The sequence below is a fragment of the Trueperella abortisuis genome (assembly GCF_030811095.1).
Taxonomy (GTDB): Bacteria; Actinomycetota; Actinomycetes; order Actinomycetales; family Actinomycetaceae; genus Trueperella; species Trueperella abortisuis.
Genome location: NZ_JAUSQL010000001.1, coordinates 194,224 through 216,458, shown reverse-complemented (window position 1 = coordinate 216,458; position 22,235 = coordinate 194,224). Strand labels below are relative to the sequence as shown.

At 64.7% G+C, this 22,235-nt stretch carries 14 protein-coding genes; 10 read left to right on the top strand and 4 right to left on the bottom strand.

Annotated elements, in window-relative coordinates; translation table 11 throughout:
* Nucleotides 1–229 precede the first annotated feature (229 nt).
* From J2S45_RS00895 to J2S45_RS00865, 7 genes are all read left to right on the top strand, one after another.
* The gene (locus J2S45_RS00895) at nt 230–1,564 is read left to right on the top strand and encodes an ABC transporter substrate-binding protein (protein ID WP_270973521.1); all 1,335 of its coding nucleotides are present in this window, start codon (nt 230–232) and stop codon (nt 1,562–1,564) included.
* Between the two features lie 81 nt (nt 1,565–1,645).
* Nucleotides 1,646–2,614 (top strand): carbohydrate ABC transporter permease, encoded by a 969-nt coding sequence (locus tag J2S45_RS00890; RefSeq protein ID WP_296931586.1) that lies wholly within the window; start codon nt 1,646–1,648, stop codon nt 2,612–2,614.
* Nucleotides 2,607–3,545 carry a carbohydrate ABC transporter permease gene (locus J2S45_RS00885; protein WP_307634223.1) on the top strand — a complete coding sequence of 313 codons (939 nt, stop codon included), beginning with the start codon at nt 2,607–2,609 and terminating at the stop codon, nt 3,543–3,545. Before J2S45_RS00890 ends, J2S45_RS00885 begins: the two co-directional genes overlap by 8 nt.
* Nucleotides 3,546–3,580: 35 nt before the next feature.
* Nucleotides 3,581–5,743, top strand: a complete 2,163-nt coding sequence (gene gnpA, locus J2S45_RS00880; protein ID WP_307634222.1) for a 1,3-beta-galactosyl-N-acetylhexosamine phosphorylase — start codon at nt 3,581–3,583, stop codon at nt 5,741–5,743.
* The gene (locus J2S45_RS00875) at nt 5,743–6,870 is read left to right on the top strand and encodes a phosphotransferase enzyme family protein (protein ID WP_307634221.1); all 1,128 of its coding nucleotides are present in this window, start codon (nt 5,743–5,745) and stop codon (nt 6,868–6,870) included. Before gnpA ends, J2S45_RS00875 begins: the two co-directional genes overlap by 1 nt.
* On the top strand, nt 6,867–8,348 hold the full coding sequence (locus J2S45_RS00870) for a galactose-1-phosphate uridylyltransferase (RefSeq protein WP_307634220.1): 1,482 nt from the start codon (nt 6,867–6,869) through the stop codon (nt 8,346–8,348). The genes J2S45_RS00875 and J2S45_RS00870 overlap by 4 nt, the downstream gene beginning before the upstream one ends.
* Before the next feature lie 226 nt (nt 8,349–8,574).
* Nucleotides 8,575–13,461: a family 20 glycosylhydrolase gene (locus J2S45_RS00865; protein ID WP_307634219.1), complete on the top strand. Its 4,887-nt coding sequence runs from the start codon at nt 8,575–8,577 to the stop codon at nt 13,459–13,461.
* A 101-nt stretch (nt 13,462–13,562) separates the two neighbouring features.
* Here the strand turns inward: J2S45_RS00865 and J2S45_RS00860 are convergent, their stop codons facing one another.
* Nucleotides 13,563–14,924 (bottom strand): family 4 glycosyl hydrolase, encoded by a 1,362-nt coding sequence (locus J2S45_RS00860; protein WP_307634218.1) that lies wholly within the window; start codon nt 14,922–14,924, stop codon nt 13,563–13,565.
* Between the two features lie 857 nt (nt 14,925–15,781).
* Between J2S45_RS00860 and J2S45_RS00855 the strand changes: the two genes are divergently transcribed.
* Nucleotides 15,782–17,005, top strand: coding sequence for a carbohydrate kinase family protein (locus J2S45_RS00855; RefSeq protein WP_307634217.1), 1,224 nt, complete (start codon nt 15,782–15,784; stop codon nt 17,003–17,005).
* 6 nt (nt 17,006–17,011) lie between these two features.
* Here the strand turns inward: J2S45_RS00855 and J2S45_RS00850 are convergent, their stop codons facing one another.
* From J2S45_RS00850 to J2S45_RS00840, 3 genes are read right to left on the bottom strand one after another with little or no spacing between them, the layout of a single operon-like run.
* Nucleotides 17,012–18,025: an ABC transporter substrate-binding protein gene (locus J2S45_RS00850; RefSeq protein WP_296931600.1), complete on the bottom strand. Its 1,014-nt coding sequence runs from the start codon at nt 18,023–18,025 to the stop codon at nt 17,012–17,014.
* 32 nt (nt 18,026–18,057) lie between these two features.
* A complete protein-coding gene (locus J2S45_RS00845; protein ID WP_307634216.1) occupies nt 18,058–19,110 on the bottom strand; it encodes an ABC transporter permease in 1,053 nt (350 codons plus the stop codon).
* Complete coding sequence (locus tag J2S45_RS00840; RefSeq protein WP_307634215.1) at nt 19,107–20,603, bottom strand: sugar ABC transporter ATP-binding protein; 1,497 nt, start codon at nt 20,601–20,603, stop codon at nt 19,107–19,109. Before J2S45_RS00840 ends, J2S45_RS00845 begins: the two co-directional genes overlap by 4 nt.
* A 228-nt stretch (nt 20,604–20,831) precedes the next feature.
* On the opposite strand from J2S45_RS00840, the gene J2S45_RS00835 reads away from it, so the two are divergent.
* Together J2S45_RS00835 and J2S45_RS00830 are read left to right on the top strand one after the other, a co-directional pair.
* Nucleotides 20,832–21,665, top strand: a complete 834-nt coding sequence (locus tag J2S45_RS00835; RefSeq protein WP_296931604.1) for a GntR family transcriptional regulator — start codon at nt 20,832–20,834, stop codon at nt 21,663–21,665.
* Between the two features lie 290 nt (nt 21,666–21,955).
* Nucleotides 21,956–22,234, top strand: a complete 279-nt coding sequence (locus J2S45_RS00830) for a DUF2249 domain-containing protein (RefSeq protein WP_270973534.1) — start codon at nt 21,956–21,958, stop codon at nt 22,232–22,234.
* The last annotated feature ends 1 nt before the right edge of the window (nt 22,235 follow it).

Here is a 22,235-nt window from a genome sequence, read left to right as displayed (position 1 = left end):
AAACTCCTCCTTGAGCCGTGGTATCCGCTCTAGAATCAGTGTATCCCCCCACGGGCCTTTTTCCAACTTGGCGAAACTATTTCGTTATTCTTTTGCAAATTGCACACTGCGTGGACGAAGTGTGTTAAACTCGAGGTCAGTTGAGGCGCACCGAAGGCGATGTGCCAATACTGATTCGGAACCCCGAATCCCGTCATCACGACACAACAATCCTCAAGGGGGAGGAAACATGACAAAACTTTCGTCAATCGCTAAGGTCGGAGCCCTCTTTGCTTCGGGCGCTCTGATCCTCTCCGCCTGCTCAAACGGTGCAGGCGGCTCGGAGTCCACCACCACGCCTACCAGCGGCGGATCGGAAACCTCCGCCTCCGGCGCACCCGTCACCATCGAGTACCTGCACCGTCTGCCCGACGGCGAAGGCATGGTCCCCGTCGCTGACATCGTCGCACGCTGGAACAAGGAGCACCCCGACATCCAGGTCACCTCCACGAAGTTCGACGGTGCCCCGGCTGACCTGATCAAGAAGGTCCAGACGGACGTCTCGGCCAACAACGCGGCCTGCCTCTTCCAGGCTGGATACGCCGATCTGGCTGAGCTCTACGTCGGCGGCCTCGTCCAGGACGTCACGCAATACGCCACGAAGTACGCCGACAAGTTCGGCGATGGCCCGTTCGGCTCCATGCAGCTCGACGGCAAGTACTTCGGCCTGCCGCAGGACACCGGCCCGCTCGTCTACTACTACAACAAGGCCGCGTTCGAGGAGCTCGGCCTCAAGGTTCCGACCACCTCGCAGGAGTTCATCGACACCGCCAAGAAGGCAGCCGAGAAGGGCAAGTACATTGCCACCTTCCAGACTGACGAGGCCGGCTCGATCCTCCCGGCACTGTCCGCGGCCGCTGGCGACCAGTGGTTCGCCATCGACGGCGATTCTTGGAAGATCGACCTCAAGGGCAAGGGCACCTCGGCCGTCGCCGACTTCTGGCAGCAGCTGCTCGACGCTAAGGCTGCGCCCGTGATCGAGCGCTGGGGCGCTGACTGGAAGTCCAAGCTCAACGACGGCACCGTCATCGGCACCATCGGCGCCGCGTGGGAGGCCCCGCTCCTCGCTGACGACATGGCCGGCTCCGACAACGTCGGCAAGTGGGCCATCGCCCAGCTGCCCGACTTCGGCAACGGTGGCGGCACCGGCCCCGACGGCGGCTCCGGCGTCGTCGTGTCCAAGACCTGCCAGTACCCCGAGCAGGCCATGGAGTTCAACGCCTGGTTCAACACCCAGGTTGACGACCTCGCCTCCCAGGGTCTCGTGGTCGCCGCGACCGACAAGCCCGCCAACCCCAAGTACGCCTCCTTCTACGGGGATGAGGACGTCCTCGCCCAGTTCGCCACCGCGAACGACGCGATGAAGCCCTTCCTCTACATCCCGGGTTGGTCGGCCGTTTGGAGCAACCTCGGTGAGAACGCCGCCGCCGCAGGCAGCGGCTCCAGCTCAGTGGCTGACGTGCTCAACCAGGCTGGCGACACCGCCAAGAAGGCCATCGAAAACGCCGGCCTGACGGTGAAGTAAGAACACTTGTTCTTGGTGTGGGGGTGCCGAAAGGTGCCCCCACACCAAGAACAGGATGCAAAAACGGACGGAAAAATAAAAATGTCTACAACCGTTAAGGAACCTCCAGCCACAACACATAAGCATCGGCGCACAAAGCGCGAGGCACACGAAGCCCGCACCGGCTGGCTCTTCATGGCCCCGTTTGCTGTACTCTTCACGTTTATTTTCGTTATCCCAATCATCGTCTCCATCTACAAGGCCTTCTTCCAGACCCGCGTGGTCGGAGGCGGCGCCTTCGGCGGCGGCGACTCGCAGCAGGTCTTCGTCGGGTTTGACAACTTCGCCTACGTCGTCGGCTCCGACGTGTTCTGGGCCGGCATCGGACGAGTCATCCTCTACACCCTCTTCCAGGTGCCGGTCATGATCGGCCTGGCCCTGGTCCTGGCCCTCCTCATCGACTCGTTTATCCTCCGCCACGTCACCATCTACCGGTTGTCCTACTTCCTGCCCTACGCCGTTCCCGGCGTCGTGGCCGCCATCATCTGGATGTACATCTACACCCCGACAGTCTCGCCACTGAACTCACTGTTTGACGCGATGGGCGTGGAATTCCCGATCGACTTCTTCTCCAGCAACGTCATCCTCGCCTCCATGGCGAACATGACCACGTGGACGTTCGCTGGCTACAACATGCTCATCTTCCTCGCAGCCCTGCAGGCCATCCCGCGCGACCTGTACGAAGCAGCCCGTGTCGACGGCGCATCATCTTGGCAGATCGTGCGCTACATCAAGATCCCCATGGTGCGCGGAGCAGCGTTGCTGGCCATCCTGTTGTCGATCGTCGGCACGATTCAGCTCTACAACGAGCCCGCCGTCCTTGCCACGAAGAACACCTGGATGGGCCAGGCTTACACGCCGTTGATGATGGCGCTGAACACGGCCAAGGGGTATATCACGCCCTCGGGTGACGGCCCCGCGTCCGCCATCGCAATCATGATGGCGATCATCGCCGGTGTCCTCGCCGTGATCTACTTCCTGACGGATCGGAAGGTGAATGGAAATGACTAAGACAGCCACGCTCCCCGACGGGCGAACCTACACCCCTTCAATCGAGGGCGTCCCCACCCGCACCTTCGCACCGAAGATCACCTCGAAGGTGATCGCCGCCCTGTTCATGATCATCTTCCTCCTGTACTTCATCTTCCCGATTTACTGGATGATCGTCGCCTCCACGAAGACGAACTCCGAGCTGACCACCACGTTCGGCCTGTGGTTCGCCTCCCACAACGACACGACGGCGAGCCCGTCACTGCCCGCCGCCATCTCCGCCAACTATGACTCGCTCATGGGCTGGACCCAGGGCCTGCTGTGGCGGTGGATCGGCAACTCCTTCATCTACTCCACGGTTGCGGCGCTCATCGGCACGATCACCTCGGTGATGGCCGGCTACGCGCTCGCGAAGTTCAAGTTCCCGTTCAAGAACGCCGCGCTCGGCACGATCATGGCTGGCCTGCTCATGCCGGTGTCCCTGCTCTCGGTGCCGATCTACATCATGTTCTTGAACCTTGGCTGGGACAACACGATGCTGTCGATCATCATCCCCTGCGCGGTTTCGCCCTTCGGCGTGTTCCTCGGCAGGGTCTACGTCCAGTCATCGGTGCCCACCGAACTGATCGAGGCGGCCCGCATCGACGGCGCCGGCGAGGCGCGCATCTTCTTCACGATGGTGCTGCGCATCCTGGCCCCGGCGATGGTGACGATCTTCCTGTTCATCTTCGTGGCCACCTGGAATAACTTCATCCTGCCGCAGTTGATGATCTCTTCCCAGGAGCTCAAGCCCATCACCCTCGGCCTGTACGGCATGGCCTCGTACTTCAACCCGCAGTATGGTCCGATGATGATGGCCTCCCTGCTCGGCGTCGTCCCGCTGATCATCCTGTTCCTTGCATTGCAGCGCTACTGGCAGTCCGGCCTCTCGGCCGGCGCGGTCAAGGGCTGATCACCACCCACCTACTACTACCTCACGGAGAAACCATGTCACGCGGCCGCTTCACCATGCCGACCGAAGAAAACTTCTTCGAAGAATCTAAGAAACTCGCCGAACTTTGGGGCGCTGACGCCGTCCGCAACTCAGACGGCACGCAGCTCGACCATGACGTCCTGGACTTGGGCAAGCGCGTCTACTCGGCTTACTTCCCCACCCGTGGCCATAACGAGTTTATGGTCGGCAGGATGAGGTACGTCCCGCAGGTCTACCTGCTCTCGGAGCGCACCCTCGCCGAGGGCGAATCCGTCACCATCCCGCTGCTGGCCACCTACTTTGACGAGCAGCTCCAGGTCAACCACGACGACGACCCGGCCCAGTACTGGGAGGTCATTGACCGCACATCCGGCGAGACCCTGCCCGCGGCGTCGTGGAGCTACGACGCCGCCACGGATTGCGTCACGATCACCGGGGCCACCCCGATGCACGAGTACACCGTGACGTTCCTCGCCTACGTCATCTGGGATCCGGTCCAGATGTACAACCACATCACGAACGATTGGGGGGACAAGGAGCACGAGATCGCCTTCGATCCGCGCCACCCGGAGGTTCGTGACTTCATGTACGAGACCCTAGAGAAGTGGTTGGCGGACAACCCGCACGTCGACGTCGTCCGCTTCACCACGTTCTTCTACCAGTTCACGTTGATCTTCAACAACCTTCGGCGCGAGAAGATCGTGGACTGGACGGGATTCCAGGTCACCGTTTCGGCGCAGGCGCTGGCTGACTTCGAGAAACAGTACGGCTACCGGATGCGCCCGGAGGATTTCGTCGACGCCGGCAGCTACGGCTCGTCGTTCGTCAACCCCGGCAAGCCGCAGCGCGACTGGCTGGACTTCACCTTCCACTCGGTCCAGCACATGATTAAGCACATGGTCGATCTGACCCACGCGGCTGGCAAGGAAGCCATGATGTTCCTCGGCGACCAGTGGATCGGCACCGAGCCGTATTCGAAGGAATACCCGGGCCTGGGCATGGACGCGATCGTGGGTTCGGTGGGCGACGGCACCACCACCCGCATGATCGCGGACATCAAGGGCGTGCGGTACCACGAAGGCCGCTTCCTTCCCTACTTCTTCCCGGATAGCTTCTACGAGGGGGCAGACCCCTCGATTGAGGCGTGGGACAACTGGCGCAAGGCCCGCCGCGCGATCCTGCGCTCCCCGCTGGAGCGCATGGGTTACGGCGGCTACCTGTCGCTGGCGAACAAGTTCCCCACGTTCGTGGAGGCCGTGGCCCACATCGCCGACGAGTTCCGCGACATCTACGACCGCTCGGGCGGCGTGGGCGCGCAGCCTCAACTGACCGTCGCGTTCCTTGACGCGTGGGGCGAGCAGCGCTCCTGGCAGGGCTTTACCGTCGCGCACGCGTTGCCGAACAAGTACAACCGCAACTACTACGGCATCCTCGAGGCAATCTCGGGTATGCGCGTGAACGTCCGGTTCATCTCGTTCGCGGACGTGCTGGAGGGCGGCGTGCCCGACGACGTCGACGTCATCATCAACGCCGGCCCCGCCGCCACCTCCTATTCGGGTGACGACGCCTGGGCCAACCCCGCCCTCGTCTCCGCGATCCGCGCGTGGGTGCGCAGCGGCAAGGGCTTCGTGGGCGTCGGCCAGCCAACCGCGCTTTCCCGCCAGGGTCGCTTCTTCCAGCTCGCCGACGTGCTCGGCGTGGATCAGGAGATCTACCGCTCGCTCAACGTGGACAAGTACTGGCCGGAGCCGACCGAGGATCACTTCATCACCTCCGAGTTCACCTCGCCGCTCGACTTCGGCGAGACGATCACCAACACCTTCCCCATCTCGCAGGAGACGGCGGTGTTGCGCGCGCACAACGGGGAGGTCCAGCTCGCCGCTAACGACTACGGTGCCGGCCGCGGCGTCTACCTGTCCGGCCTGCCCTATTCGGCCACGAACGCCCGCCTGCTCGAGCGCATCCTGTTCTGGGTGGCGGGCGCGGAGGATCACTACGCCACCTGGTCGAGCTCCAACCCCGACTGCGAGGTGGCCTACTTCCCGGCCACCTCCTGCTACGCCGTCGTCAACAACACGGGCGATCCGCAGGCGACCACGGTCTCGCTGCCGAACGGGCTAAGCGTGGATGTGGAGCTGGAGGGTTCCGGCATCCTGTGGAAGGACTACGAGGACTGATGGCCAAGGAATTCAACTCGGATGTGCTGGATCGGGTCCTGGCTCACTTCGACATCGGCGAGATGTCGCACGCTGAGCCGTGGGGCGATGGGCACATCAACCACACGTACCGGATCGAGACTGACCGCGGCATGTTCATCCTGCAGCGGCTGAACACGGAGATCTTTTCTGACCCGGCCAGCCTCATGCGCAACATCGACCTCGTCACGCGCTTCATGGCCGGCAAGGGCCGCGAGACCCTGACGGTCATCCCCACGGTCGAGGGCGAGTTGTTTCACGACGCCGGGGCGGACGGCGCCTACCGGCTCTACGTGTTCATCCACAACACGGTCTCCTACTCGGTGGTCAAGGACCCGGAGCTGACGCGGGCAGCCGGCGCCGCGTTCGGCCAGTTCCAGAAGGATCTTGCCGATTTCGACGCCACGCAGCTGGCGGAGACCATCCCGCACTTCCACGACACGCCCCGGCGGCTAGCGAACCTCCAGGCGGCGATTGAGGCGGACGCCGTCGGCAGAGCCGCCGGCGTCCGTGCCGAGATCGCGGAGTACCTGAGCCGCGCGTCGGACTGCCCGGTGGTGACGGATCTGCTGGATTCCGGTCAGATCCCCTACCGCGTGACTCACAACGACACGAAGATCAACAACATCTTGTTCGATGCGAGCACGCACGAGGCGCGGGCCATCATCGACCTCGACACGGTCATGCCCGGCTCGATGCTCTACGACTTCGGGGACGCGCTGCGCACCGGCGCCGCCACCACCGACGAGGACGACCCGAACCCGGCGAACATGGGGATCAACCTTGAGCTCTTCGAGGCCTACTGCCAGGGATTCCTGACCACGATGGGGGATGCCATCACGGACAGGGAGGCTCAGCTGCTCGCCTTCTCCGTCAAGCTCCTCACCCTCGAGTGCGGCATGCGTTTCCTGACGGACTACCTCGAGGGTGACGTCTATTTCGCCACCGCGAGTCCCACGCACAACCTGGTGCGGGCCCGCACCCAGTTGGCCCTCGTGGCGGACATCGAAACCAAGATGGAACAGATGAACGCGATCGTGCGTCGCGCGCTGGAAAGCACGCACGCGCTCAGAAGTGAAGCACCACAAAGCACGGAAAAGGAAGAATGATGAGCTTACGTCGCCTCTACGAAACGATCGACGCCCTCGTCGACTACGCGAAGGCTCGCCTCGAACTCGACGCGGCCAACGAAGACTGGGCACGCAACCAGATCTTCGCCATGTTCGCCCTCAACTCCTACGAACCGACGGGCGCCACGGGCGCCGACTACACCCGCCCCGACGACCTCCTCGCCGACTTCACGGCTGCGCTACTCGCCGAGGGCCTCATCGAGGACTACCAGGCCGACGCCGTCTGTGACCAGGCGATGGGCTACCTGACGCTCATCCCCTCCCAGCTGCAGGAACGGTTCGCGCAGGTGCGCGACGCCGAGGGCGGGGACGCCGCGATGGCCTGGCTCTACGAGTACTCGATCCGGTCGAACTACGTGCGCCGGGCGGTGCTTGACCGCAACCCGCGCTTCGAGACCCGCGGCCTGATCGTCACGATCAACAAGGCCAAGCCCGAGTTCAAGGACCCGAAGAAGGCGGCGGCGGGAAACGCGGTGGCCGGCGGCTACCCGCGCTGCTCGATCTGCCACGAAAACGAGGGCTTCGCGGGCCGGGCCAAGTTCACGCTCCGCACGGTGCCGCTGAAGATGGGCGCGGAGGACTGGTTCTGGCAGTTCTCCCCCTACGGCTACCTCGACGAGCACGGCATCGCGGTCAACACCCTTCACACCCCGATGCACGTGGACGCCGACGCCTTCCGTCAGCTCATCTCCTTCGTCGACCAGTACCCCTCGCTGTTCATCGGCTGCAACGCGGCACTGCCCCGGATCGGCGGCTCGGTGCTCGGCCACGACCACTACCAGGGCGGCGGGGAGCTCCTGCCGATGCACACCGCGAAGACGTGGAAGGAAGTCCAAGACCCGGACCATCCGGATGCCGGGGTGGAGATCCTCGACTGGCACAACACCGCCGTTCGCGTGGTCAGCCCGGACGCGGAGACCGTGGTGGCCGTCTGCGAGAAGATCCACGACGCATGGGTGTCCTACTCCAACCCGGAGCTAGGAATAATCGCCCGCGATGATGAGGGCATTCATTCCGCCACCTCCCCCACGGTGATTCGCACCGAACGCGGATACGAAATGTCCCTCATCTTGCGGTCGAACGTCACGAGCGAGGAGTTCCCGGCGGGTGTGTTCCACGCCCACCCCGAATTCCATGCGGTCAAGCAGGAATCCATCGGCCTCATCGAGGCCCAGGGCCTGTTCATCCTGCCCGGCCGCCTCGACTCGGAGCTGGCGCTGATCGCGGACGCGATCGAATCCGGCGCCGACCTCCCGGCCGACCTCGAACAGTTCCGCCTTCTGTTCGACGAGACGAAGGAGGCCCTGGCCGGCTCCACCGACCGCGCCGCAATCGACGCCGCCATCCGCGACGAGCTGGGCAGCATCTGCGAGCGCATCCTCGACAACACGGCAGTGTTCAAGCACAAGGAGCAGACCCTGGCCTGGCTCCTCGACCACGGCTTCGAGGCGCGATAGGTCTCGAAGCACATCCCATCAGGTTTAGCCTGGCGATTGCGCCGGCCGCTCGCCTCTGTGCCCCTGTGTCCCTTCGATGTTGCACAGGGGCACAGATGTAGCCGAGCACGGCGGACCGTCGTCATTGTCGACGACGCGCCGCTCATCCGCCCGGGTCCCCCGATCGCTAGCAACGACCAACCACCATCGCAAACACCAACCAACCACATTGAGCAAAGGAGCATGTGTGACAAGCGCAAGCAGATCGTGGCCTAGGCGAGCTATTGCCGCAGTGTCGGCAGCACTCGTCGTCGTGGCGGGAGGCGGTTTCGGTATCGTCAACGCCCCAGCCGCAACCGCCGACACAACCGACACCTTCATCGGCGGCCCCGACCAGTTGTACGTCGGTTATGCAGATTCGGAAGAAACCCGGGAGCCCAACGGCAACGGCCCCGCCGCTAAAGCGATTGACGGGGTTGCAACCACCTACTGGCACACCAACTGGTCGGCGGGCAACACCGAGACCCCCGGCCCGCACTGGATCTCCGTGGGCACATTCCCAGGTGCGGACATCGCCGGCTGTTCTTTCACGGGCATCGAGTACACCCAGCGGCAGGGCAGCAGCGGCACCGGTAAACAGAACGGCATCGTCGGCAACTACGAGATCCATGTCTCGGATAGCCCCATCGAGGATGGCGCCGGCTTCACCGACACCACCCGGGTCGCTAGCGGCACCTTCGAGAACTCAGATTCTGCGCAGGTCGTCCGCTTTGAGAAGCCCGCAACCGGCAAGTTCGTCACCCTCAAGGCGCTCTCCGCGCTCGTCAACAGCCAGAACCTGACGTCCGTCGGCGACATTCGCCTCATCGGCTCCTGCCACACCGAGGCCGGCGCCACCATCGTGACCCCAACTCCACCCATCCAGAGTGAGAACGGCGCGAGCATCAGTGTGCCGACGATCGCCGGGGTGGACTACAAGATCAATGGCGCGATCGTCACGGGCGACGTCGCCCTCAACGACGGCGCCACCACCGTAACCGCCACCCCTCACGATGGCTACACCTTCTTCGGCGAGCAGTCCGTCAGCTACGACTTCAGCTACGAGGGCATGCCCATCCCGGCCACCATCCCCTCCCTGGCCGGGCAGTTCGTGCGTTCCGAGGGAACCTGGACTGCCACGCAGGACGTGACCGTCGTTCGTCCCGACGCCTTCGCCGCCAGCGCCCAGCTCCTCGTCGACGAGCTCAATGCCTACACCGACGGCGACGCCGTCACGGGAGCAACCAGCGGGACAGGGATTGAGATCGTCATCGACGACACGCACAAGGAGAGCCTCGGCGAGGAGGGCTACACCCTCTCCATCCAACCAGCGGGCGTCACGATCACGGCCGCCACAGCACGCGGCGCATTCTGGGGCACCCGCACGCTATCCCAAATGCTCCGCCAGAGTCTGACCCTTCCCGCCGGAACGGTGACGGACACGCCCGCCTACAAGGAGCGCGGCGTCACGCTGTGCGCCTGCCAGATCAACTTCTCCACCGAGTGGATCGACCGCTTCCTCAACGAGATGGCTGACCTCAAGCTCAACTCCATCCTCATGGAAATGAAGCTCAAGTCGGACGCCTACCCGGCCGCCAACACGTTCTCGTACTACTCGCGCGAGGACGTGAAGAAGTTTGTTGAGAAGGCCGACTCCTACGGCATCGATGTGATCCCCGAGATCAACTCCCCCGGCCACATGAACATCTGGCTGGAGAACCTCCCGCAGTTCCAGCTGAAGGACCTAGCCGGCAACGGTAGCGTCGATCGCCTCGATATCACGAACCCGCAGGCCGTTCAGTTCTACAAGACACTCATCGACGAGTACGACGGCGTCTTCTCCACCAACTACTGGCACATGGGCGCCGACGAGTACCTCATGGGGGCAAGCTACGCCACCTACCCGCAACTGGCCCGCTACGCCCGGGAGGTCACCGGCAATAGTCTGGCTACCGGTGCTGACGCCTTCACCTATTTCATCAACGACATCAACAGCTATGTCAAGGCCAAAGGCAAGACGCTGCGCATCTGGAACGACGGAATCGTCGCCACCCACGCCGTCACGCTCGACAAGGACATCGTGGTTGAGCACTGGCTCGGATCCGGACGCTCAGCCAACGCCCTTGCCAACGACGGCTACCGGCTGGTCAACGCGAACCTCAAACTCTACTTCGCCAGGGCCAACCCCTACCCCATTCAGGCAAACGGTCCGGCCTTCTTGTACAACGACCCGAACTTCGGCGTCAACATCTTCCAGGGCCGCGACGGCGTCGTGTCCAAGACCGACAACATCCTCGGCGCCAAGCTCTCGATCTGGCCCGACAACGGCGTCAAACAAACCGAAAACGAGGTCGAACTCGACGTCTACGAGGCGATGCGCTACGTCGCACAGATCACGTGGAGCGGAGGAAACCCCTCCGATAACCCGACCTACGCGGACTTCAAGGCGAAGCGCGTCGACAAGATCGAACGTTCGCCCATGTGGGAGAACGTCAACCGCAAGCCGCTTGAGGACGGCGTCTACACGATCTCTCAGCCGGCCGGCAAGTCCCTCCAACTCGCGGGTAACGCTTCACTCGGGGACGGCGACGAATGGAGGCTGACCTCCACGCCGGACCACTACTACCAGTTGAAGAACATGGCGACCAACCAGTGCCTCTCGGTTGTCTCCGGGTACAAGCACCTCTCCACGGTGACCCAGGTTGGCGCGCGCCCCGAAGCCCGTCCCTGCGTGGACGTGTCCCAGATCTACACGGGCAACCAGGCCGGTAACACCGGCTACGCCGAGCGCAACCCGCAAAAGTGGATGCTCCTCACAACTGGCGACGGCTCCTTCGAGATCGTCAACGCCGTGACCCTCCAACGCCTGGCAGTCGCCACCGGCGCCGAGGAGCACATCGATTTCGTCGAGTTCAACGGGACCAAGAAGGACACCAAGCCCGCTGCCGGCGAAATCGTCCAGCTGCCCGGCGACATGACGGACGACGTGTGGAAGATCGAGCCCTCAACGCGCACCTTCACCGCAACCGTCGCCGCCAACCCCCTCACCGCCTACCCCTCCGCCGACGACGCCGGGGCGGCCACCGTGACCGTGACGGTCACCAACCGCACGGACGCCAGCCTCACCAACGTCGTCGTGAAGCCTCCCGTGAAAAACGGCTGGCTCATCACCCCCGGCGCTCAGACCATCGACACCATCGGCGGCGGCGAAGCGAAGGAAGTGACCTTCAAGGTCAAGCCTGACTGGTATCGAGGCGAAGCGGAGTTCGTCTTCAACGTCACCGCCGGCGAGCAAAGCACGGACGTCCGCGCCACCATCCCGGCCGTCTGCGGATTGCCGTCATCTCCGACGGCGGTGGCCGCATCCTCGGAGGAACTGAGGGGCGAGGCAGCCCCCAACGGGCCGAAGGAAGCAGCCGTTGACGGCAACCCCGCCACCTTCTGGCACACCGCGTGGCAGAACTCGCAGCCCGATTACCCCCACTACATCGACCTGCAGGTTGGCGAGGAAGCGGTAGACCTGTGCGGCTTCGTCTACACGCCGAGGCAGGGTCAGGTCAACGGTCGCGTCAAGGACTACGAGATCTACGCGGCCAACGAGCTGCCCTCCGACCCGGCAGGTTGGGGCGAACCGGTCGCAAGGGGATCCTTCGAGGACTCCGCCGAGCGCCAAACGGTCCCGCTTGACGGCGTCCGGGCCAAGTACCTCCGGTTCCAAGGCCTCAACGCACAGCCGAGCACCACAGACGCAACCGTCATGTCTGCCGGCGAGCTTGAAGTCATTCGGGGCACGGGCGCACCGAAGACCCTCGTTGAGCCCGCGGAGCCGACCTACGACGGCCTGAGCTACACCATCCCCGCCACCGAGGGGGTCACCTACCTCGTCGACGGCGCGCCCGTGACGCCGGGCAGCCACGAAGGACAAGCCGGTTCGACGCTCGTCGTGACCGCCGAGCCCGCTGACGGCTACTACTTCGCCGACTCCTTCTACGACAACGACGGCAGGTTCATCCCGTGGGTTCACACCTTCGAAACGGTGGTCGTCCCGGACGAGCCGACCTGGGACGATGAGAACTTGACCTTCACGGTTCCCGAGTCGGAGTACGTCGAATACCTGCTTGGATCGACGGTCCTCTCCCCCGGAGCTCAGTCTGTCGAGCCGGGCTACGTCGCGCAGGTGAGCGCGCAGCTCAAGGACGGACTCGCGGACGGCATCACACTCGATCCCCAGGCGCAGACCACGTGGACCCACCAATTCCCCGACAAGGTCGTCGTCCCGGACGAGCCCGACGAGCCGGTGTGCGAGACGATCGACAGGCCCTCAACCCCGGCGAAGGCCACCGATCGACTCGGCGAAGCAAGCGGCGATCGCTTCGCGGACCTGTGGGCGATCGACGCCGACGGTCATCTCCGGTTCTACCCGAGCCTCGGAAACGGCGAGTTCGCCGGCAAGGGTGTCGTATCCTGCGACGCTCAGGACTTCGCCTCCATGGCTCCAATCCCGGACATGAACGGCGACGGGCGCGCCGACATGCTCGTAACTCTCAACGACGGGCGCGCCTTCTTCTACAACTCGCAAGGCGATGGCTTCCTCACCCGCGGGCAGCAGGCAGGCCACGGCTGGTCGGACCTGGACAACCTCACCTACGTCGGCAGGATCGGTTCGTCGCGAAGCGAGTTCGTCGTGGCACGCCACGTTCCCAGCGGGGATCTGTACCGCTACGTGCTCACCCCCTCGGGCATGCACTCGGGGACGAAGATCGGCCACTCGTGGGGAGGCATGAGCGCTATCATGTCAGCCGGAGATCTCACCGGCGACGGCGTCTCGGATGTCATCTCGACAGGACGCGACGGCCGCCTCTACCTCTACGCCGGCTCCTCCGATGGCTACATCAGCCTCGCGGATCGCATCGGTCACGGGTGGGATGCCTTCACCCACGTGACCGTTCCCGGCGACACGGACGGTGATGGGCGCCTGGACCTCGTCGGCATCCGAAACGATGGCAAGCTCTTCACCTACCACAACACCGGTAACGGTTGGGGCCCAGCGAGGGAGGCGGGCCATGGGTGGAATTCGATCGCGCTGATCGGATAGATGCCTAGCCGGCCGGCCCCCGCGGGGGCCGGCCGGCGCCCTCCTGCACATGCGACACTAATCCAGCACATGCAACATGCATTTCGTGCTTTGCGTGTGCGTCACCCTCGGGCGAACACGCGGGCCACATCGGGGTTGCACTCGATGTAGGCATCCAGGACCTCGCGGGCCACATCGATCGAGTCAACAAGCGGGTGACTGGCCAACGCCTTCCACGCGATCTCCCGATCCCCCTTAAGCGCAGCCTCGATAACCAACTCCTCACACGCCTTCACCGACGTCATCAACCCAAGTTCGGGCCCCGTCACCGGCGCCGGGCGCCGGGGGTGAATGCCGTTCGCATCCACAACGCACGGAACCTCCACCACGGCGTCGGCCCGAAGCTCGGGCACGAGCAACCCCCGGCCGGACTCGTCGTCGGAATTACCCACGCCGAGGATCATCTGGAACTGGGAGGTCGCGCCGTTGCTCAGCGCGTTCATCAACTCAAGAGCGACGCGCGGATAGCCGCCGATGTCGATCCCCTCCTCGGGACGCCCCTCGCCCTCCTCGCGAGCCTCGGCCATGTACGTAGCGTCACGCTCGGCGTCGGCGGCACGCCACACCTCGCCCGCCCGGCTCGGATTCGCCTCCGCCGACTCGTAGAAGCGCCCCTGCTGCTTGACGAGGAACTCACCACGAGTCTGACCGTGGCGCAAGCGCTGCACGATTTCCCGATTCTTGTAGTAGTAGTACAGGTACTCGTTGGGCATATGCCCGAGCGCGCGAATCCAGTCCGCGCCAATCACCTGGGTTTCCTCCATGCGGACCAGAAGCGAATCCTCTGCCAGGAGGCGTGGCAGGTGGTCAACGCCGTTCGACGTCATCGAGCGCAGCCAGCCGAGGTGGTTGAGGCCGACGTAGTCGTACGTCGTCGTGGATTCCTCCAGGCCAAGCACGTGAATCGCCCGGCGCACCAGCCCGATCGGGGTGTCACAGATGCCGACGACACGCGGGTAAAGCGTCCGCATCGCCTGCGTGATGATACCCGCCGGGTTCGTGAAGTTCAGGACCCAGGCGCTCGGCGCGAGCTCGGCGACCGCGCGGGCGAGGCGGAGGGCCTCCGGGATCTGACGGAACGCGTAGGCGTAGCCGGCGACGCCCACCGTCTCCTGGCCGAGTACGCCGCGCCGCAGCGCCTCCCGCTCATCGATCACACGCCCGCATGCCCCCGAGACGCGCATCGCGGAAAAGACGTAGTCCGCGCCGCGGACGGCATCCGATAGCGACGTCGTCGTGGTCACGGACCCGATCGCCTCCGTCAGTCCCAGCTGGACCAGGACGTTGCGCATAATGGCAAGGCGGGCGGGGTCGATGTCGTACAGGCATAGCTCGTCCAGGCGCACCGGGGAGTCCTCCTGGAACACGGATGCCACGTGCGGGACGCGGAAGCCGCCCCCGCCGATCAACGTCAGTTTCATCATGCCTTCCTTTCGGATCCAAGCCTAGCGAGCTATCAGGGCCAATGGCACGGTGGGCGGCCCGAGGTAACCGCCCCGGACGCGATCCCGAGGACTATTTGCGGGCCAGAAGAGCGCTGTCAGCGGGGAGGCGCAACCAACAGCTGTGGGCGCGGGGGCCGGCGCGTCCCTTCGTTCGAATCCTCCACAACAGGCAGGTGCTGAGGAGAAAGAGGAGGCCTCGCTCTCGGCCCCGAGGACAGCGTCACCGCCGGACATAAGAAGTCCCGAACCACAAGCGCGTGCCAGGCGCTTCCCACCTTAGTGGAATGCGCCTGGCACGTCGCTTTGTTACCTCGGGGGTACGGGGCTACCCATATGGAGAGACAGCCCGACTATCAGCTCTTCAACGGCTTTCAACCATCAACTTGGTGACTCATCTGGCCTCTATTAGTTTTCGGCGTTGAGTCTCCGTGGTGCTTCTCTCTGCCCATGTACTTCCACGCTCGTATTCCGAACGCGATGACGATAAGTGCTATCACTATGGAAAGCACGATTGAACCTGCTGACGATAGAACTGCTGCGCTCATCTGACACTCCTTTTGGTAGTTGTCCGACCTTGATAAGTGGTCGACACCCATGAACAAATATCGACATGACGGCTGAACCGTAGCGGGAGCTGCAAATGAGCTCGACTAAATCCCAACGCACCGTTGCGCTGATACCAATGGCTTAGTGCTTATAGCGTAGCACCGGAGGTTTCGCCGCCGCAAGGTTTTCAAAAGAGAGCAATGGTCTTGTTCTTGCCTACCACAAGCCTACATTTGACCCGCATTTGGCAGTACGCGGCGATTGTCGGAGGGCCTGGATAGGCTGGGGGTATGAGTGAGAACGCAGAGGTTATTGCGGCGGGTCCGATCTTTCTTGACGTCATCCAGTACGGGCTCGAACACGCGCCGCGGCCCGGCGAGGAGCAGTGGGTAGCGGGCGGGGCCGTCATGGCCGGCGGCGTGGCGAACCAGGCGATCGCGTGCGCCCGGCTCGGCCTGAACGTGGAAGTAGTGACAAATGTCGGCGCGGATAGGGCCGGGCGCTGGGTGGCCGAGATGCTCGCGGAGGAAAACGTGGGGCTGGCAGGATCCACGCGTGAGGGCAATCAGTCGGTGACGGTAGCGCAGGTACTGGGCGGAGACCGCGCGTTCACCACATACGGTGACGGCGCGTGCCCGGACCTGCCGGGCACCGTGCTCGCGCAGCCGCCGCGCTTCCTCGTGGCCTCCATCGACTACCTCGCGCGCAACTTCGACCGCCTGAAGCGGCTGCGGGGCGCGGGGACCGTGGTCGTGGCAGACACGGCTTGGGACCCCACCGGGCGCTGGGATCGCGCCGACCTCGACCCGCTGGCCCAAGCCGACATCTTCGTCCCCAACGCCGCCGAAGCCCTCGCCTACACGCGGGCGGGGAGCGTGCGGGAAGCCGCCACGCGGTTGTTGGAGCTGGTGCCCACCGTGGTCGTGACCTGCGGCGGGGACGGGGCGGTGGTCGCCAGCCGGCCCACGTGCGTGCTGACTAGGGATGACGGGCTGGGTGAGGCCGGCGGGCTGGCAGGGGCTGACGCGCTAGCTGGCTCCGCACATGCCGGCGCGGGTCCGCTGGGCGCGCTGATCATCGAGCTGCCGGCGATCGACGTGGAGGCCAAAGACACCACCGGCGCCGGCGACTCGTTCACCGCCGGGCTCGTGCGCGCACTCGCCCGCGGAGCCAAACTGTCCGAGGCCGTGATGCTCGGCCAGGTGGTGGCGGGGTGGACCGTGCAGCGGCTGGGTGGCTCGGCGGCGCCCACCTGTGCTGACCTGCGGGATTGGGCGGAGTCGGGCCAGCTGTGCTGGGCACTCCCCGCCGATTCAGCTGGGTCAGAACAGCCGGGTACCGGGCGTGAAGCGACATTCGCGGGACGATTTGGGCCGTATCTGCGTATATACGTAGATGAGGCCGAAATCGTCCCGCGAAAGTCCGCCCGCCCGGGTGCCGGCTCCGGTGCAGGCCCGGCTGACTGGCCGACAATCCCAGACCCCGCGGCCATAGTGGCCGCCTACGCCGGCTAGCGCCCGCTAGTCGTAGACCGCCTTCTGAATGTCGGGGTCATCGAGATTGCTGGCGTCGTACCAGTAGAAACCGGAGTCGATCTCATGCTCGATCGCCTCCCCCTTCGCGGCGGCCACCGCCTTCTCCACCGCGATGTAACCCATCTGATACGGGTTCTGCGTGACCGCCCCAGCCATCGCGCCTTCGCGGATCAGACCGATCTGCACGGCGCCCGAATCGAAGCCGATCACCTTGACGTCACGCCCGGTACGGCGCACGGTCTGCGCGGCGGCGACCGCGCCGTCATCGTCGGTGGCGAACATGCCACCAAGGTCGGGGTGCGCCTGTAGGATCGCGGCAGCCTGCTGCTCAGCCTTGGCCTGGTCGGAATCGTTGTACTGGACGTCCACCACCTCCACGCCGGGGGCGTTCTCGGCAAGCCAGTCGATGAAACCGTCGCGGCGGTCGATGCCGGTCACCGACGTGGAGGACTGCGCAAGCACCGCCACCTTCCCCGTCCCGCCGAGCAACTCAGCCATGTGCGCGGCGGCCTCGGCGGCGGCGGCACGGTTGTCGGTGGCGACTGTCGACAGCGGGATGTCCGATCCCGGCACGCCCGAATCGAAGGCGATGACGGGGATGTGTGAGTCCACGAACTGCTGCAACGCGATGACGGAGGCGGAGGAATCGAGGGCGGCGAACACGAACGCGTCCGGGTGCTGGACGTGGGCGAGGTTGATCTGATCCACCTGCCGCACGACGTCAGACTCCGTATCCGGCCCCGAAAACCTCACGTTCACCCCAAGATCCTGCCCGGCGTCCATCGCGCCGGCCTTGACGGCGGCCCAGAACGGGCTCGCGTACCCCTTCGCGACGACTGCGATATCCATCCGCCCATTGGCCTCCGAGACCCGCTCGCCCAAGCCCGCACAGCCACTCAGGCCGAGGGCGAGCGCGACGGCCGTGGTGAGGGCCGCGAGCGCGGTGGCGGCCTTCCGCCGGCGCGTTGTCTGCCCGCGCGTTTCCCGCCGGCGCGTCATGTGCCCCTGCCTTGTCTGCCCGCGTCCCAACATTATGCCGACGCCTTCGGCTTGCGCCGCACGTCCACAAACACCGCGATGAGCACGATGATGCCGAGCACGATCTTCTGGTTCTGGTCGGACATGCCGAGGTGGACGGCGCCGTTGCGGATCGTGGCGATGAGGATGGCGCCGACCACTGAACCGAACACGGAGGCGTTACCGCCGCGCAGCGACGCCCCGCCGAGCACGGCTGCCGCGATGGCATACATTTCATAGGACTGGCCCACGTCCGGTTTACCCGATGCCAGCCGCGACGCCATGAGCACGCCGGCCAGGCCGGTGAACGTGCCGGCGAGCGCGTAGACCCGCCATTTCCAGCGCTGCACGTTAACCCCGGAAAGCTCGGTGGCCTCCTCGTTCGAGCCCATCGCCAGCGCGTAGCGCCCGATCAGCGTGTGCTTGAGCAGGAAGTGTGCGAGGATCGCCGCCAGGATGCACAGGTAGATCGCGTTGGTCAGCCCGAACGTCTTGCCGTTGCCGAGGGCGAGGAACGGCCCAAAATCGTTGAGCGGGATCGAGGACGTCCCCGTGATCGACAGCGCCGCACCCCACGCCACCAGCATCATCGCCAGGGTCGCCACCATGGGTTGCATGTTCAGCTTTGCCACAAGAAACCCGTTGACGATCCCGAGCACCAGCCCAGCCAGGATTCCCGCGATGACGCCGGCCGCGATCGCCAGCCACATCGGCCCGCCCACCTTCGTCATCGTAAGCGCCGCGATCACGCCCGTGAATGCCATGCCGAATCCGGGGGTGAGGTCGATGCCGCCGGTTGCGATGACGAACGTCAACCCGAGGGCCAAGAGGATGTAAACCGAGGCGTCCAGCAGTAGCGCCGAGATGTTGCCTAGGTCGAGGAAGTAGGGGCTGGCCACCGCGAACACGGCAACGAGCACCAGCTCCGAGACCACGATCAGCACCTGCGCCGGGTGCTTGGCATACAGCCTGCCGAGCAAGCCGCCGCCGACCTTCTTTCCTTCTCGCACCTTGATGCCGACGCTTTCGGCGTCGGGCCTGACGCTCGATTCGACGTTGCCGTTCATGCTTCTCCTTCTGCCGCAACAAATCGCGTTGCCAAATCCATGATGTTCTCCTGCGTCGCCTCGGGGTTGTCCAAGATTCCGGTCAGCCGGCCCTGGCACATCACGCCAATGCGGTGTGCAACTCGCTGCAGCTCGGCGATCTCCGAGGAAATGACCACGATGGCCTTCCCCTGCGCCGCCAGCAACTCCATGAGTGAATAGATGTCGTCCTTGGCGCCCACATCCACCCCGCGCGTGGGCTCGTCGAAGATGAGGACGTCGCAGTCGCGGGCCACCCACTTCGCGATGACCACCTTCTGCTGATTACCGCCCGAGAGCGTCTTGACCTTCTGTTCCACCGAGGGGGTGGCGATCGCGAGCTCCCCCACGGACCGCTCGGCCACCTGCCCGGCGTGCGAATCGTCCACGACGCCGCGGCGCGACCACCTAGCCAACGACGGTAGTGCCACGTTCTGCGTCAGCGACTGTTCCAGCAGGAGCCCATAGTGCTTGCGGTCCTCCGACAGGTAGCCGATCCCCCCGCGCACGGCATCCTCCACGGACGCGGCGAGCAGGGCCTTGCCGGAGACGACGACGTCGCCCGCCTCCTTCTCGTCCGCCCCGACGATCGCCCGCGCGGTCTCCGTCCGGCCCGCGCCGACCAGGCCGGCCAGCCCGAAGATCTCCCCGGCGTGGACCGTGAAGGACACGTCGCGGACGATGCCGGCGCTGAGGTGGCGCACTTCCAGCTTCGGTTCGCCGCCGGGGTAGGGTTCGGGGCGGTGGGAGGTGTCGATGACGCGGCCGACCATGAGCGCGATCATGTCCTCGCGGGTCAGCTCCGGGGTGGGGTGTGAGGCGACGATGACGCCGTCGCGCAACACCGTGACCTGCGTGCACAGCTCCTGGATCTCCTCCAGGCGGTGAGAGATGTAGATGACGGCGCGCTCGCCGTCGGCGATGAACTCGCGAACGATTCCGTACAGCTGGACGACCTCGTGCTCCGAGAGCGCGGCTGTCGGCTCGTCCATGATGAGGATGCGGGCGTCCATCGAGAGCGCCTTGGCGATCTCCACCATCTGCTGGCCGGCCACCGTCAGGGTGCCGAGCCGAATCGTGGGGTCGATGTTCAGGCCGACCTTCTTCAGGATGTCGCGGGCGCCGGCGGCCATGGCGGCGTCGTCGATGAAGGGCCCCCGGCGTGGCTCGCGGCCGAAGTAGATGTTCTGGGCGACGCTGAGGTCGGCCATGAGGTTGAGCTCTTGGTGAATGAGGGCGATGCCGCGGCGCTGGGCGTCGAGCGGGCCGGTGAGGGTGACGGGTTTGCCGTCGAGGAGCACCTGGCCGGTGTCGGCGCGTTCAACGCCGCCGAGGATCTTCATCAGCGTGGACTTGCCCGCGCCGTTTTCACCTACGAGTGCGTGGATCTGGCCGGCGCGGAGTTTGAAATCGACGCCGTCCAGAGCCTGCACGCCCGGATAGCGCTTGCAGATCGAGCGCGCTTCGAGAAGCATATGACACATCCCAACTTAGCTGAGCCGTGAAACGGACATGCCTTGAAGCGAGATTCATTGAAATCGCGCGGATTACGGCGTGCCGGGGCGCGGCTCATTCGTGAACATGCACCACTATATGTCATGACAAATGGCTTTACCAGCGCCGTCTCGCCGCGTGGCTAGAATGGGTAGGTGGCCTCCACGCGCCGCGCGTGGACGAAAGAGGACGGAACACGAGGAGGAAACATGGACGCCCAGGACCGTCGGCCGCGGACCTCCGCGGCAGGAGCCTCCAGGCTTCCGCGCGCCGGGCGACGCTCCGGCGAACGCGGCTCCCCCGCCAGGTACGAGCCCGCCGTCGAGCTCGACCGCAGCTCGAGCCAGCCGCTCCACGCCCAGATCTCGGCACCCATCAAGCGCGCCATCCTCGAGGGACACCTGCTGCCCGGCACCCGGATCGAGAACGAAGTCTCGATGTCGCGCCGGCTCAACGTCTCCCGGCCGACCACGCGCCAGGCGCTCCAGTCGCTCGTCGAAGGAGGCTTCCTGCTGCGCCGCCGCGGAGTCGGAACCGTCGTCGCCCCACAACCGGTACGGCAGCTCATGCGCCTGCCCTCCCTGCACGAGGAGATCATCGCCGCCGGGCACGAATCCACCACGGAGATCCTCAACTACAACCATCGCCGCGCCACCGACGCCATCGCCGCACAGCTCGCAGTGCCGATCGACTCGCCCGTCGTGGAGCTGGAGCGGCTACGCAAGCGCGACGGCGCACCCGTAGCCATCCTCTACAACTGGCTACCCGCCGCGATCACCCCACCGCGCGACAAGCTCGAAAATCACGGGCTGTACGAGCTACTGCGAGAGGCCGGGGTGGAGCTGGCCTCGACCACGCAGTCCGTCGGCGCCGAGCGGCCCGACCGGCGCGAAGCCAAGCTGCTCGCCATCTCCCTACGCGACCCCGTCCTCACCATCGACCGCACCGCCTTCGACCCCCGCGGCGCGATCATCGAATGGGGCTTCCACATCTACCGCGCCGACCTTTACAGGTACGAGTCCACGGTCTTCGCCCAGGGCTAACACGGCCGGCTACGCCGGCTCGGGCTCCGTCGGGTTAATAGACAAAAGGGGGCGTGTCGTTAGTTTTGGATCCAGCCTTTTCGGATGTGGAGTCCGTCTTCCCAGGGGTGTTCGTGGTCGATGTGGGTGTCGATCTCGGTTGGCTGGTCGGAGTTGGGTTTGGGGTTGGGTTCTGGTCGAGCTTGGCGTGTGTTAGTGATGAAGGTTTCTAGCAGCCTAGTGCCTAGTCAGTGGCAACTCTCGCAGTCTCCCCACTATCTTTTTTCCACAGTTATAGATGTAATAAATACATGAACGAACTACCTATTCAAGAATCCCATTCCTGCGGCTGCGGACACACCCACACCGACATCCCGGTGCTCGACGCCCGCGAACTCGCTCCGGCTATCCGTCACGGGGCAATCCTCGGTGCGATTTCCCAGCTCAAGCCAGGTGGCTCGATGAACCTCATCGCTCCGCACAACCCCGTCCCCCTCCTCGACCAAGTAACAGCAGCGAACGGTGACGCCATCGCAATCAGCTACGTATCCGAAGACCCGTGGACTGTTAAGTTCACCCGCACGGCGTAAC

Excerpts from the sequence above, each read along its gene's own strand:
- J2S45_RS00895 (WP_270973521.1), top strand. The coding sequence starts at position 230 with ATGACAAAACTTTCGTCAATCGCTAAGGTCGGAGCCCTCTTTGCTTCG.
- J2S45_RS00890 (WP_296931586.1), top strand. The coding sequence starts at position 1,646 with ATGTCTACAACCGTTAAGGAACCTCCAGCCACAACACATAAGCATCGG.
- J2S45_RS00885 (WP_307634223.1), top strand. The coding sequence starts at position 2,607 with ATGACTAAGACAGCCACGCTCCCCGACGGGCGAACCTACACCCCTTCA.
- gnpA (WP_307634222.1), top strand. The coding sequence starts at position 3,581 with ATGTCACGCGGCCGCTTCACCATGCCGACCGAAGAAAACTTCTTCGAA.
- J2S45_RS00875 (WP_307634221.1), top strand. The coding sequence starts at position 5,743 with ATGGCCAAGGAATTCAACTCGGATGTGCTGGATCGGGTCCTGGCTCAC.
- J2S45_RS00870 (WP_307634220.1), top strand. The coding sequence starts at position 6,867 with ATGATGAGCTTACGTCGCCTCTACGAAACGATCGACGCCCTCGTCGAC.
- J2S45_RS00860 (WP_307634218.1), bottom strand. The coding sequence starts at position 14,924 with ATGATGAAACTGACGTTGATCGGCGGGGGCGGCTTCCGCGTCCCGCAC.
- J2S45_RS00855 (WP_307634217.1), top strand. The coding sequence starts at position 15,782 with ATGAGTGAGAACGCAGAGGTTATTGCGGCGGGTCCGATCTTTCTTGAC.
- J2S45_RS00850 (WP_296931600.1), bottom strand. The coding sequence starts at position 18,025 with ATGACGCGCCGGCGGGAAACGCGCGGGCAGACAACGCGCCGGCGGAAG.
- J2S45_RS00845 (WP_307634216.1), bottom strand. The coding sequence starts at position 19,110 with ATGAACGGCAACGTCGAATCGAGCGTCAGGCCCGACGCCGAAAGCGTC.
- J2S45_RS00840 (WP_307634215.1), bottom strand. The coding sequence starts at position 20,603 with ATGCTTCTCGAAGCGCGCTCGATCTGCAAGCGCTATCCGGGCGTGCAG.
- J2S45_RS00835 (WP_296931604.1), top strand. The coding sequence starts at position 20,832 with ATGGACGCCCAGGACCGTCGGCCGCGGACCTCCGCGGCAGGAGCCTCC.
- J2S45_RS00830 (WP_270973534.1), top strand. The coding sequence starts at position 21,956 with ATGAACGAACTACCTATTCAAGAATCCCATTCCTGCGGCTGCGGACAC.